The organism is Synoicihabitans lomoniglobus (assembly GCF_029023725.1).
Lineage (GTDB): Bacteria > Verrucomicrobiota > Verrucomicrobiia > Opitutales > Opitutaceae > Actomonas > Actomonas lomonigloba.
On the sequence record NZ_CP119075.1, the window covers coordinates 144,089 to 157,816 of the forward strand.

Here is a 13,728-nt window from a genome sequence, read left to right on the forward strand (position 1 = left end):
GTCAGGGTTGGAGAATCACTTTCAGGTGGGCGCCTCCTTCGGGCGTGGAGAGCTTCGCGAACCAGGCGGCGCCGTCGGCCAATGGGACGACGGCGGAAATCATGGGCTCGACTTGAATCGCGCCACTCGCGATCAGTTCGAGACTGGCGGGGTATTCACCCGCGGAGCCGCAACTGCCCAAGATGGTGAGTTCACGCGTGACGGCGTGTTGGAGGGGAAAGGTGACCTCGGGCGCGAGGTTGCCCACGAGCACGACTTTGCCGCCCAGCCGGGCGGCGGCGATGGCGAGTTTGACGGTGGGCTCGATACCCACGACTTCGAATACGACGTCCGCGCCGTGACCGTCGGTGTAGTCGTGAATGGTCGCGACGGGATCTCCGGTGGTCACCTCGACCGTCTCGGTCGCTCCCAACGCCCGCGCATGATCGAGGCGAGTCGCCTCCCGATCCACGGCGATGATACGGGAAACGCCGGCCGCCCGCAGGGATTGAATGACAAGCAACCCGATCATGCCGCTGCCGATCACCACGGCGGAGTCGGTGGGGGAGATGTCGGCCCGGGTCAGCGCGTGCTGGGCGATCGAAACCGGCTCGGCGAACGCGGCCTGTTCAAACGACAAACTCGCCGGCAAGCGATACAGGATACGGGCGGGCACGGTCAGGTATTCCGCAAAGGCACCGTGTTGACGATACGTGCCGGGGGAGACGCCGACAACCCGCCGATCCGTGCAAAGGTTGACCGCCCCGCGTCGGCAGGCCGGACACGTTCCGCAATACACGGTGGAATCAAACGTCACGCGATCGCCCACCGCCCAGTCGGTCACGGCCGCGCCGACTTGGGAAATTTCTCCAGCGGCTTCGTGACCCATGATCAACGGAACCTGGCGTCGGCCGCTCGAACCGTCCCAGCCGTGAATATCGCTGCCGCAAATGCCGCAGGCCCGGATGCGCAGCTGCACCTCGTCGGCCGCGGGAACAGGGGTGGGATGATCCACCATTTCAAGACGGGAAGGGGCAGTGAGCAGCAGCGCTTTCATCGCTGCGCAGGTTGGGACGTTACGGGGCAGAAAACGAGGCCGGGATTGCGCCTTTTGACCCATATTTTCTCCGGAAGTTGAAATTAAACAAAAACAACATGAGTAAAACAGTTACTCAAATAAAAGAAAGTTTGTAACTCAAAGCTGTGAGTGTTTGATACGCGCTTCGTCACCGCTTTGGACGGTTTTCTACTGTGATGTAAAGAATTGTCCGGGGTGGGTGCGTTGCCCCTCCCATCCCCCATCTGCCTTGGTGTCGTGTGATCCCTCGAGCGACGCGTGGTCGATATTTCCTCGTCCTCTTTGTTACCCCGTATGTCTCAATCTCCGCCGACCCCCGCAGCCTCCCCGCGCTCGGAGCACACCACTCGCGAGTCCGATAAAATTGGGTTCTGGGAAAAGTCCGCGCTGGGCACGGGTTACCTGGCCAATTTTTACGGCACCGCCGGCATCAACAGCCTCGCGATCCCGGTGTATCAAATGGTGTTGGCGGTCGACCCGATTCTGCTCGGGTTGGTGTTGGCGATCCCGCGTTTTTGGGACGCGCTCACTGATCCGATTGTCGGTATTTTTTCGGACAACCTGCGCACCAAGTGGGGACGGCGAAAGCCCCTCATCGTCATCGGCGCGATCACGCAGGGCCTCGCCTTTGGCGCGTTGTGGATGGTGCCGGAAGGGTGGGGGCAGACGGCGACGTTGATCTACCTGACGGTGATGCTGCTGCTGTTTTACACCTGCTATTCGGTATTCTATGTTCCGCTGAGCAGTCTCACGTATGAGATGACGCCGGACTACAAGGAACGCACGCGGGTGGGGGCGTTCATCAGCTTCTTCCACAAGCTCGGCGAGCTCACTTACAGCTGGGCGATTCCGTTGGCGGGGTTGGCGTTCTTCGGGTCGATGATGACGGGCGTGCAGGTCGTGGGCTGGATCATCGGCATCGTGATCATGGGATTCTTCGGCATGGTGCCCGGCCTGTTCGTCAAGGAACGCTATTACAAGAAGGCGTCGGTGCAGGAGAAAGTGCACTTGGTCCCGGCGTTCAAGGCGGCCATGAGCAACCGCGCCTTCATGGTGCTCGTCGGGTTGACCATCTGCCAGGTGCTCGCGGGCATGTTGGCGAGCAACCTCGATTACTACATCATCGTCTACCACATGAACGATGGCGTGCTGGTCGATGGGGCGAAGTGGAAGGCCATTCTTTCGTCAGGCTATGCGGTGGTCGGCATCCTCTCGATCTACCCCGTCAATTGGCTGGCCAATCGCTACGGCAAGCGCGTCGCCCTGGCGGTGATATTTGGTCTGGTGCTGTTCGGCGCGTTCGGCAAGTGGTTCCTCTACACGCCGGGTAACCAGTGGAAGATCCTACTCGACCCGATCCTGTGCGGTCCGGTCTGGACGGGTATCCGGGTGCTCCTGCCTTCGATGCTCGGTGACATCTGCGACGACGACGAATTGCGCCACGGTTTCCGGCGCGAGGGCATGATGGGCGCCCTCTTTTCGTTCATTGAGAAAACGGGCTTTTCGCTGGCGTTTTTTGGCACCGGCGTGGCGCTGAGCCTGACGGGTTTTGACGCGGCGCTCGGTGGCGCGCAGAGCGAGGGCACCATCCTCGGTATGCGTCTCGTGCTCGCCGTCTCGACCTTTATCTGGGCCTTGCTCGCCCTGTGGCTGATCGCGATCTACCCGCTCTCGCAAAAGCGGGCCTACGAAATCCGCGATGAACTGGAAGCGCGTCGCGGCCGCGTCGTGGAGTAATCTTCAACCCTCTCTCCCGATTAAGAAAAACGAAACATCCGATTCGAATTCCCGCCCCCGCAAAGCGACGATTTACGATCTCGCCCGAGTTGCCGGGGTATCGCCGGGCACAGTCAGCCGCGTCCTCAACAACCGTGACCGGGTGAAGGCGGAGACCCGCGAAAAGGTCCTGAGTGCCGCGACCAAACTGCGCCTGCGACCGCAGGCCTCGGTGCGCCTGCGCCAGATTGCGCTCATCACGGACCCGGGTTACTCCGACCGCATTGAAGGTTATGCCGCGACCGTGACCGCTCACCTCTCGTTCGCCCTGTCGCGGCGCAATATCGGCGTGGTGATTCCCAACAACCCCGAGGAGGAACTCAGCGGACTCTATCTCGATGGCGTGATCGCGATCACCTACAACGAAGCCCTGCGGCAGGTGCTCTCCCGCCTCGAAGAACGCACTCACATCGTCTACCTCGACCGCTTCGATGTGGTCGCGACGCAGAACGTGGTATGCTCGGACCACTACCGTGCGGGTTATCTCGCCGCGCAGCATTTCATCGCGCGGGGCAAGCAACGTCTGGCGTTTCTCGGTCGCGATCTCGAACCGTTCCGCGTGCGGCTCCAAGGCTTCAGGGCGGCGATGGAGGAAGCGGGGATCGCCCCCGATGACCGCCGGTTGTCCCTCGTCGGTTCGAGTCACAACTCCACGTCGGTGCTGTCCCGTCTCGTCAAACTCGATGCCGACGCGCTCTACGTGCCGGGCACGAGCTATCAGGCCCTCGATTGCCTGCACATGCTCACCTATGTCATGGGTAAACGGATACCAGAGGACATCGGCCTGATCGGCGGCGAAAACGAGGGCATCTCGGCCTCGCTCAATCCTCCGCTCACCACCATTGACGAGTCCCTGCGCGATTTGGCCGAGAATGCCGCGGCGATGCTCGACCGCCTGACCTCCCATCAAACCGTCACCGCCCGCCGGGTCGTCGTGCCGGTGAGTCTCATTGAAAGGGACTCGGTTTGAAGACCTTCCGGATTTTGGTCCCGACGCCCACCGCGCGGCGATAAACGCATGAACACGGACAGCACCACCGGCATGCGCCACAGCCCCTTGAACGAGGGGTGGCAATTTCGTCGTTTGACCGCGGTGAAAAGCGCTGCGGGCGAGCCTGTGGTGGTGGACCTGCCGCATTCTCCGTTTGTGGCCGATTTACAGGGTAACGAGCCGTGGTTCGGAGTGTGTCTTTACTCCCGCTCCATCCCGGTGCCGGAGCTGGTGGAAGGCGCGCGACTGGCCTTGCACGTGGGCGCGGCGATGCAGACGGCCCGCGTGCTGGTTGATGGCGTGGAGGCGGGAAAAAACGTCGGCGGATACCTTCCGTTTGAGATTGATCTCACCCCGTTGGTGCGGGGCAAACTCACGGCCGAAATCGCGCTCGAACTCGACAACCGACATCAGGATACCGTGCCGCCGGGCAAGCCTTACGAAGAGTTGGATTTTTGCTGGTATGGCGGGCTTCACCAGGAGGTGGAGCTACGCATCTACCCGCCGGTGTTTCTCACCAGCTACATTCGCGAGGGAGAGACTCCCGGAGGCATTTTTATTCGCACAGAATCCGTGGCCCAGGGTGACGCGACCCTCGTGCTGTGTGCGGAGGTCGAGAATATGGCGACGGTGGAGGAGGGCGTGCGGTTGGACTGGATCGTCATCGATCAGAATGGTGACGAGGTCGCGTGCGACACTTCGAATGCGTTCCGCGTGGCGACCGCCGCCCGTCATGCCGTCAGTCAACGTCTGGTGGTGCCGGCGGCCAAACTGTGGTCGCCGCAGACACCTCATCGCCACACGTTGACGGTGGTCGTGCGCCGCGTGTCCGACGGAAGCGAACTGGATCGCCGTAGCATTGATTTTGGCATTCGCCTGATCGGATTCTCCCGCTCCGGCGGTTTTGAAATCAACGGGCGATCATTGCGGTTGCGCGGCGTGAATCGTCATCAGGATTTCCCGCGCGTCGGTTACGCGGCGTCTCGGGCCGCTCAGTATCGCGAGGCGCGCCGGATCAAGGAAGCGGGTTTCGACTACGTGCGCCTCTCGCATTACCCGCAGTCACCGCACTTCATGACGGCCTGCGACGAGTATGGGTTGGTCGTGGCGAACTGCATCCCGGGCTGGCAGTTTTTTGGGTGCGAAGCCTTCCAGGAAAATTGCGCGGATTTCGCGCGACGGTTGGTGCGGCGCGACCGCAATCATCCGTGTGTGGTATTGTGGGAACTCTCGCTGAACGAGACGCAGATGACGGCGGATTTCATGCGTCGCATGCACGAGATCGGCCATGAGGAATACCCGGGCGATCAGATGTTCACGTGCGGTTGGATGGACGGTTTTGATGTCTTCTTCCACTCCCGGCAACACGGTGCGATTCACACCTGGCGCAACGACGACAAGGCGCTGGTGGTGGCGGAATACGGCGACTGGGAATACTACGCGGCCAATGAGGGTTTTGATCAGAAAGCCGGGACCGGCATTCTCGATCGACGGTTGAACAGTCGCAAATTTCGCGGCGATGGCGAAGCCGCCCTGTGGCAGCAGGCCCGCAATCATGTGGAGGCGCTCAATGACACCCTGAGTTCGCCGGCGGTGCTCGATGGGCTGTGGGCCATGAACGACTACCCGCGCGGCTACGAACAAACCCGCGCGGCGTGCGGCATCATGGATTTCTTTCGCCTGCCGAAGTTCTCGTTTTATTTCTACCGGAGCCAACGCGACGCGGCCGAGGTTGGCGTCAATTGGAGCGTGGGTCCGATGGTGTTTGCCGCCACGTATTGGCAGGAGCAACTCCCGGGGCGGAGGCTGTGGGTGTTCAGCAATTGCGAAACGGTGGAGCTGCTGATCAACGACCAAGTGGTCGCACCGGCCACCACGCCGGCGCATGCGCAGTGGCTTCATTTGCCGCATCCGCCTTTTGTGTTTGAGGCAATCGATTACGTGCCCGGCGCGCTGGAGGCGGTAGGGCGGATGGGTGGTGGAATCGTGGCCCGACACCGTGTGATGACGCCGGGGACGCCCACGCATTTGGTGGTGTGGAGCGATGAGCGGGAGATCGTGCGTCAGCCCCATGAATCCGACCTGCTGCTGGTTTACGCGGGCCTGCACGATGACGCCGGCTCGTTGTGCGTGGAGACGGTGGACACGATCACGTTTACCGTCACGGGTGGAGCACATGTGGTCGGACCCGTGGTGGTCGAAACCGAAGCCGGTATTGCCGCCGTCGCGGTGCATGTGCCGATCGGTGTAACCCACTTTGAGGTGAGCGCGCAGAGCGCGTCGGCTCCTGCTGTCCGGTCAGGTCGACTAGCGGCCATTCCTCCCGCCGTGTTGGCCGGGGGACAATCCTGAATCACAATGAAAACCCCGACCTTACTTTGCATTCTGATCGTCCTCGTAGCGGTGGTTTCAATCCGAGCCGAGGAGCTGGTTTATCTCGATGACGGCGGTGTGATCCGTTGGCGCGCCGATGACCGTGAGGTCGCGCTGTTCGGGGCTAATTACAATCTCGGATCGGCCAGTGACTTCCGGGCGGCGGGTCGCCTGGGGGTTGATCGTAAACAACTGGTGGAACAGGATTTCACGCACTTCGCCCGCATGGGTTGGGATGGGGTGCGATTGGCGACCTGGGGCGATTGGGAGAGCAGCGACATCGCGGGCAATCTCATCGTCAACGAACACATCGATGTGCTCGATTACGCGATTTATCAGGCGAAAAAACGCGGTATTTTCATCCTCTTCAATCCCATCCACACCTACTCGGCGTGGTGGCCCGATGCACCGTCCGACGGCGACTATCCGGGGTTTGCCGCGCACTACGAAAAACGCGTGCTGGGGCTCGATCCGGCCGCGATCGCGGCGCAGGTGAATTACCTGCACCAGTTTTTGGAGCACGTGAATCCCTACACCGGCGTGGCGCTCAAGGACGAACCGCAGATCCTCTTCGTCGAGATGATCAACGAGCCGTGGCATCATCCGGAGGATTTCACGGGGTCGGTGGACTACATCAATGCGCTGGTGCAGGCCGTGCGCGATACGGGCTGCGAAAAAGTCACGTTTCACAACATCAGTCAGACGTTTGACATCATCCCGCCAACGCTCGCTTCGCAGGTGCAGGGCGGCAGTTTTGGCTGGTATCCCACGGGCCTGAATTCGAAACACGCGCTCACCGAAAACTACCTGCGCACCGTCGATGATTACACGCCTTTGCTGCGGCCCGATGTGCGGGACCTGCCGTTGATCGTGTATGAGTTTGATTCGGGCGACATGGATTCGGGCTACATGTATCCGGCCATGGCGCGGGCGTTTCGTGGCGTCGGGGCGCAGTTCGCGGCCATGTTTTCCTACGACATGCTGGCCACCGCGCCCACCAATGCCGGGTGGCAGACGCATTGGCTGAACTTGGTGCATTCGCCCAAAAAAGCGGTGAGTGCGATTATCGCGGCTGAGGTCATGCGCCGAATTCCGGCGGATTCGCGTTACGGTGACTACCCGGCCAACCGCACCTTCGGGCCCTTTCGCGTGAGTTACGAAGAAGACTCCAGCGAGCTGGTGACCGACGAGGTCTTCATGCATGCCAACGACACGGCATCGGCTCCGACCCGAACCGATAAGTTGGAGCGCATCGTCGGAAGTGGCAGTTCGCCGATCGTGAGCTACGAGGGTTCGGGCGCCTACTTTTTGGACAAACTGGGCGCCGGGATCTGGCGACTCGAAGTCTATCCGGACGCGGAGATGGTGGCGGACCCGTTCGCGCTGGAGTGGGATGCGAAGCAACTCGCGTCGCGGCTCGTTTCGCGCGAATGGCCTATGACCGTGCGACTTGTCGAACTTGGTGAGACGTTTCAAGTGGCGCCACTCGATGCCGGTAATCAGCACGAGGCGACGGCCCGTCGCAGCACATTCGGCGTGAAGCCCGGAGTCTACGTGCTGAGTCGTCACGACAGAGTGGATACGGCCGCGTTGCCCGCCATGATCGGTGCCGTGGGATTGCGCGAGTTTGTCTGCCCCGCAGCTCCGGAACTACCCGCACAAATCCGACCACAAATGCGCACCACGTTCGCGAGTGGCGAAACCGTGATCGTGCGGGCTGATGTCATTTCCGCAAATCTGGCGAGAGAAGTTGCCGTGATCGCACGTTCAGACGACGGCGCGGAGCACCGCTTCACCTTGCCGCGCGAACACCGTTACACTTACGCGGCGACCTTGCCCGCCGGTGTGCTGGGGGTGGGGGGGTGGCGGTTGGGTTTTGGGGCCAAGGTCGGGGAAGAGATTGTCGCGATCGCGCCGTCGGACCCGGCCGCTGTTCGACTCTCGATCGTATCGGCCGAAGCGCCCGTGGTATTGTTCGATGCCAAGTCCGGCGATGTGGAACGCATGGTCTACAGCCGGGCGGATTGGGAGCTGCGAAAGCGCGTGTATGGGCACTTGACGGATAACGGCACCAACGGATTTCAAATCGCGGCCACCGGCGCGGATGCCGATGGCGGGCGCGATTTGACGGCGTCGCTGTCGATCAAGGAACGCATCATCGATCGACGGGCAGATCTCGGGCGCGTTGAACGGTTGCGCATTGAAATGAAGTCCCAAGGCAAACCTTTGCCGGCGATTCTCACGCTGGTCGAAGTCGATGGCACCGCGTGGAGCACGCGTATCGCGTTGCCTGACGGGGAAACCCATCTCGATGTCGCGCTCGCAGACTTGCGTCTTTCGCCGGCCGTGATGTTGCCGCAGGGTTATCCCAACAACTGGGCCTATTGGATGTATCCCGCCCGTGGCCGAGGTGCTCCCGGTGATCGGGTGCGTCTGGAAGATGTTGAGCACTTGCAGCTCTCCTTGCGACCAGCGGGGCCATCGAAATCCGGCCAAGGTTCTGTGACTGTGACTCGCATCGTGTTGCCGATGCCTGAATGATGACGCCTCCACTCCCCTCCATTCCCCCCACCCCATGAAAGTCTCTTCCCCTCGCCTGTTTAAGTTGATCGGATTATTGGCCTGTTCCCTCACGGTGAGCGCAGCCAGCGATACCAACGATTGGATTCCGCTTTTTAATGGTAAGAATTTGGACGGGTGGACGGTGAAGATCGCCGGACATCCGGTGGGGGAAAACTACCGCGATACCTATCGCGTCGAGGACGGTATCATCAAAGTTGTCTACGACGATTATCAGCTCTTTAACCAGCAGTTCGGCCACCTCTACACCAACAGCGCGTATTCCCATTACGTGCTCAAATTGGACTACAAGTTGACCGGCCAAGTCATGGCGGATGCGCCGGTGTGGACCGGCCGCAACAGTGGCGTCATGATTCACTCGCAATCGCCTTTGAGCATGACGGTCGGCCAATCCTGGCCCGTCAGCTTGGAAGGTCAGTTCCTCGCCGAAGGCACGCAGGCCGGAAGGCAAACCGGCAACGCCTGCACGCCCGGCACGCATCTCACGCTCAACGGCGAACCGACGACCGCGCACATTGTGGACTCCACGTCACAGCTCTTCCCGTTGGACGAATGGGTGCACTTTGAAATCGAGGTGCACGGACACGAGGAGGTCATTCATCGGGTCAATGGCGTGGAAGTGCTACGCTACACGCATCCCGTGCTCGACGATACCGACCCCGATGCGCAACGCCTGCTCGCCGCCGGGGTGCCCCGCGAGATCAGCTTTGGTCACATCGCCCTGCAAGCGGAGGGACAACCCGTGTGGTTCCGCAACATCATGATTCGTCCGTTGGCGGAGTAGGGCGATCGCTCGCGCCGGCTGCCACCACATCTGGTGCCGCCACGACTGTGATCGCTTCGACCAAGGCCGGGTTGTCACTCACCCGCCTCGGCAGGCCGCGGGCGGTCGTGAGATCGCTGATTTCGAGCCGCTTCGTGAGGAGGTAGGGGAACGGTCGCTCCGCGCGCGGCGGACCGATCGGGTCATTGAAAAACGCCATCCCGATCTCGTTGCTCTCGAGACCAGAGTCGTCGACGAACAGGCCCTCGATGCGAATCAACTCCGGCATGGAGCAGGTGTAACCGAAGTCGTGGGTGCCGTCGTTGTTCATATGGAACATGGAGAGATTCCCGCCGAGATCGGCTCGGGGTAGCCAGCGACTGTCGCGGATCAGCAGCTCGCCCTGCCACGTCGATCCATAGTCGGATCGAAAGCTCACCAAGCTGTCACCGTGCAGCGTCGATTCCTCGATGCGCAAGCGACCCCGGCCGATGGCGTTGAGTCCCATGTAACCGAGGGTGGACCGGCGGATGATGTAGTCACCGGACGCGCCCATGTGCACGTCCATCCGGGAAAGCTCACAATCCTCCACCAGAATGTTCTTCATAAAATTGGTGGCGACGACGCCCCACCGCGTGCGGTCGAGAATGTCGTTTGACCGACAGCCCAGCATGCGAAAATTCACCACGAACGACGCGTGATAGCCGTAGCTGCCCATTGGCACCGGCTTCCCAGCCGAGCCGATGGTTTGATACGTCTTGCGGGCGTCGATCGAGCAGTCGCGCAGCGTGATGTTGGCGCACCGCTCCACGCTGAGAAACCCGCGGTAAGGGTGGCCGATATCGGTCTCGCCCACGACCTCGTGCACCAGTCCCACGATCTCGGTGTTGGAACGAGTGATCGCGATGTTGCGGGCCCAATAATTGTAACCCACTTCTTGTCGCATGCGGTTGGCGATGTTGATGAACCGGCCGCCCTGCACGACCAACGGTTCGGGATCGATGGGCCGCGCCTCCACCTGCGTCACCGTATCGTAGTCCCAATCAATCGCGCCCTCGATTGAGCCGTCACGCCGGAGAATGAAAACCTCCTGCTGGGCGGTGCCGTTGTTCTGATTGAGACCGCGGCGAATGAAGATGCGTCGGTCCTCGTTTTCCACCCACACGAGGCAGTCGGTTGCGGGTCTAACATCGAGGCGATCTTGGCCGCGTGTGAGCCGATCGATGGCGAGCGGCACCGGCTGCAGGCGCGACCGCACTTCGAATAGCGACCGCTTGTGGTTCTCGACCGTCTGACTGTCGTCGATGATGAAGCGCGAGGTGGACCAGGTGGTATTGGTCTCAATGACCGCCGTAAGCGCGCGCCGTCCCAGATGGTAGGTTGCGTCGGGATTCGACCGCACGGGCAGACCGTGCGTGTTGGCGTAGGCATGGGCTTCACAAATGGCCGGAAGGTCATCGGTCACGCCATCTCCGACCGCCCCGAACGCCTCGTAGGTGACAGCGTTCGCGGGTGTCTCGGCGACCGCCTCGCTCGCGGTCAGCAGACCCACCGCCAGGCATACCAGCGCGCTGCGCCAACGACCTCCCAACCATTGCTGGGAAAAACGGTTTGATTTGCGCGTGCGTATCGGTCCTGCCGTTACCTGGAGTTGAGAATCACCCATCTCCCCACAGTCGGTAACACCGTCGCATTTTCAAGTCAGGTTGAGATTACCACGGGCGTCCGGTGGGTCCCGGCGTGATGCCAACGTGTCGGCGTGTGCTGACTCACTCGCTGCGCAGTGCGTCCAGTGGATCGACCCGGGTCGCGCGGCGGGCGGGCAAGTAACACGCCACACCGGCCACGATCAGCAAGAGCCCGGCGAGGGCGAGTATGGTGCCCGGCGCCGCGGTGGACAGACGGGGCATGATGCCGTGAAGAAATCGACCCAGAGTCCATGCGCCCACCAGTCCCAGCATCAGGCCGATGACGGTCAGCGTAAGGCCTTGGCGCAGCACCAACCGCAAAACGTTGCGCGGAGACGCTCCCAAGGCCAGCCGCACGCCGAACTCCGCCGTGCGCAGAGTGACGAGATGGGCGATCACGCCGTAGATGCCCACCGCGGCCAATGCCAGACCCAGCAATGCGAACGCCGTCAGCGTTCTGGCCGCGAGCACCAGGTTGTGGTGATTGGCATCGACCGTTTGCGGCACCGTGGCGACGGCGGCGGGAGGCAGGTCGGGCTCGAGGGCGAGAATCGCGCGGCGTAGTGGCTCGATCAACGAGGCCGGTGCCTGACTGCGCACCGCCAGATAGACGAAGCCCCAGGGCTCGTGCACGAGTGCTTTGTAGACGACGAACCGGGTGGATGGATTGCTCAGGTTGGCCGCCGCCTCGACGTCGGGCACCACCCCGATGATTTCGGACCAATACGCGATCCCGCTGTCCATGCTGCCGAGGCGTTGTCCCACGGCGCTTTGATGGGGAAACAGTTGATTGGCCAGTGACTGGTTGATCACGACCACATGCGGATCGGTGCGTTTGATGTCGGGCGCGAAAAGGCGACCCTCGACCAGGGGTAGACCGATGGTGGCAAAGAAGTCCGGCGTGACCATCGCGTGAAATGCACTGGGCAGCACGGCGGAGTCCCCCGGGGTCTGGCCTTCGATCAGCACCTGACGATCAGCACTGTAGCCCTCGACGGGGAGCGACGTGGCAATGGCGATGTTGTCGACACCAGGCAAGGTGCGCAGGTTGATTTCCAATCGCTCGAACAGTTCGCGGCGAGACGCATCGGTCGGGTAAAGGGTGCCGGAGAGTGGCAGCGTGGCGGTCAGCACGCGGTTGAAGTCCCAGCCGACGTCGCGATGGAGAAACTGGGCGAACCCGCGCTGCATCAGGCCGGCCCCGGCCAACAGCACCAACGCGAGCGCGACTTCCCCGACGATCAACGCGTGCCGCAATTGCCGCGTGCCCCGACTGGCGGTGGACCCGCGGGATTGATTTTTAAGTGCGGCGTTGGGGTCGACGCGCGTGGCGATCAAGGCGGGCACGATCCCAAATGCCACGCCCGTCAACGCGGCGACCGCCAGCGTGAGCGCGAGCACCGCGCCGTTCAGGCGAATATCGAGACCGGGCGCACCGTCGATGAGCAATTGGCTTTCGACCACGCGATTGATGCCCTGCGCGATAACGATGCCGAGCAGACCTCCCGCCAATGCCAGCACGATCGACTCGGCCAATTGCTGGGTGATCAAGCGCGCCCGCGACGCGCCCAAGGCGGTGCGAATGGCGAGGTCGCGCAGTCCGGACGTGGCGCGAGCCAACTGCAGGTTGGCGAGATTGGCGCAGGCGATGAGCAACACGAATCCGGCGAGGCTGAGCAGCATCCACGAAATCTGACGCCCGAGCGAATCGGACAACGCCTCCGGCAAAGCCAGCGCCTGGTATCGCAGTCCCGAATACAGGTCAGGGTGGGCCGATTGCTGAGTGTTGGCCACCGCCGCCAGTTCGTGGGCGGCGGCGTGGGCGGTGGCACCGTCGTGCAGTCGCCCCATCAGGGTGAACGTCCGATAGTCGCGCCATTGCTGTTGCTCGGCGGTGAAGTTGATCGGCTGCCACATCGCGGTGCGGCCCCAGAGTTTGTTGAAATCGAAGTGAGCGGGCATCACGCCGATGATGGTCACGTTGCGGCCGTCGAGGCGCAGGGTGCGGCCGAGCACGGCGGCATCGCCCCCGTAGCGTTGTTGCCAAAAGGCGTGGCTGAGCAGAACGACATCGTTGCGCCCCGGCTCGGTCTCGGCGGCGGTGAAGGCACGTCCGAGCATCGGCTGCACGCCAAAGGTTTCGAACATCTCGGCGGAAGCGAGCACCCCGCCCAGGCGTTCCGTGGCGTGGTTGGATTCGGCGACCACGAACTGCGTGCGATTGAAGGTCGTCAGCGCGGCGAAGGCCGTCGATCCGGCGCGAATCTCCTGCACCTCCTCGAAGGAAAATACCTGACGCGGGCCCTGGGGCACGGCACCGGTGAGTTGCACGATGCGGTCGGCTTCCGGAAACGGGGCGCTGCGAAACAGCAAAGCATCGACCACCGAGAACATGGCGGTGTTCACGCCGATGCCGAGGGCGAGGGTCAGCAGGGCCGTGAGCGTGTAGCCGGGGGAAGCGGCGAGCCGACGCAAAGCAAAGCGCAAAGTTTGCATGAGC

8 protein-coding genes are annotated in these 13,728 nt (G+C 62.1%); 5 read left to right on the plus strand and 3 right to left on the minus strand.

The annotated features are described in order from the left end of the window. Position 1: 1 nt before the first annotated feature. Positions 2-1,036 carry a zinc-dependent alcohol dehydrogenase gene (locus tag PXH66_RS00590; protein ID WP_330929291.1) on the minus strand — a complete coding sequence of 345 codons (1,035 nt, stop codon included), beginning with the start codon at positions 1,034-1,036 and terminating at the stop codon, positions 2-4. A 315-nt stretch (positions 1,037-1,351) separates the two neighbouring features. Here PXH66_RS00590 and PXH66_RS00595 point away from each other — a divergent pair, with 315 nt between their 5' ends. Genes PXH66_RS00595 through PXH66_RS00615 form a run of 5 tightly spaced genes read left to right on the plus strand, consistent with a single transcriptional unit; the run spans position 1,352 to position 9,561 of the window. Continuing rightward, complete coding sequence (locus tag PXH66_RS00595; RefSeq protein ID WP_330929292.1) at positions 1,352-2,794, plus strand: MFS transporter; 1,443 nt, start codon at positions 1,352-1,354, stop codon at positions 2,792-2,794. After that, positions 2,757-3,803 (plus strand): LacI family DNA-binding transcriptional regulator, encoded by a 1,047-nt coding sequence (locus PXH66_RS00600; RefSeq protein WP_330929293.1) that lies wholly within the window; start codon positions 2,757-2,759, stop codon positions 3,801-3,803. The genes PXH66_RS00595 and PXH66_RS00600 overlap by 38 nt, the downstream gene beginning before the upstream one ends. Positions 3,804-3,851: 48 nt before the next feature. After that, the gene (locus PXH66_RS00605; protein WP_330929294.1) at positions 3,852-6,176 is read left to right on the plus strand and encodes a glycoside hydrolase family 2 protein; all 2,325 of its coding nucleotides are present in this window, start codon (positions 3,852-3,854) and stop codon (positions 6,174-6,176) included. Between the two features lie 6 nt (positions 6,177-6,182). Continuing rightward, positions 6,183-8,738, plus strand: coding sequence for a hypothetical protein (locus tag PXH66_RS00610; RefSeq protein ID WP_330929295.1), 2,556 nt, complete (start codon positions 6,183-6,185; stop codon positions 8,736-8,738). Between the two features lie 34 nt (positions 8,739-8,772). After that, a complete protein-coding gene (locus PXH66_RS00615; RefSeq protein WP_330929296.1) occupies positions 8,773-9,561 on the plus strand; it encodes a 3-keto-disaccharide hydrolase in 789 nt (262 codons plus the stop codon). Here PXH66_RS00615 and PXH66_RS00620 read toward each other — a convergent pair. After that, a complete protein-coding gene (locus PXH66_RS00620; RefSeq protein WP_330929297.1) occupies positions 9,536-11,206 on the minus strand; it encodes a hypothetical protein in 1,671 nt (556 codons plus the stop codon). The genes PXH66_RS00615 and PXH66_RS00620 overlap by 26 nt on opposite strands. Positions 11,207-11,309: 103 nt before the next feature. Further along, positions 11,310-13,724: an ABC transporter permease gene (locus tag PXH66_RS00625; RefSeq protein WP_330929298.1), complete on the minus strand. Its 2,415-nt coding sequence runs from the start codon at positions 13,722-13,724 to the stop codon at positions 11,310-11,312. Between the last annotated feature and the right edge of the window lie 4 nt (positions 13,725-13,728).

Bases quoted from the DNA above. Each gene is read 5' to 3' on its own strand.
- PXH66_RS00590 (WP_330929291.1), bottom strand. From the start codon at position 1,036: ATGAAAGCGCTGCTGCTCACTGCCCCTTCCCGTCTTGAAATGGTGGAT.
- PXH66_RS00595 (WP_330929292.1), top strand. From the start codon at position 1,352: ATGTCTCAATCTCCGCCGACCCCCGCAGCCTCCCCGCGCTCGGAGCAC.
- PXH66_RS00600 (WP_330929293.1), top strand. From the start codon at position 2,757: ATGAACTGGAAGCGCGTCGCGGCCGCGTCGTGGAGTAATCTTCAACCC.
- PXH66_RS00605 (WP_330929294.1), top strand. From the start codon at position 3,852: ATGAACACGGACAGCACCACCGGCATGCGCCACAGCCCCTTGAACGAG.
- PXH66_RS00610 (WP_330929295.1), top strand. From the start codon at position 6,183: ATGAAAACCCCGACCTTACTTTGCATTCTGATCGTCCTCGTAGCGGTG.
- PXH66_RS00615 (WP_330929296.1), top strand. From the start codon at position 8,773: ATGAAAGTCTCTTCCCCTCGCCTGTTTAAGTTGATCGGATTATTGGCC.
- PXH66_RS00620 (WP_330929297.1), bottom strand. From the start codon at position 11,206: ATGGGTGATTCTCAACTCCAGGTAACGGCAGGACCGATACGCACGCGC.
- PXH66_RS00625 (WP_330929298.1), bottom strand. From the start codon at position 13,724: ATGCAAACTTTGCGCTTTGCTTTGCGTCGGCTCGCCGCTTCCCCCGGC.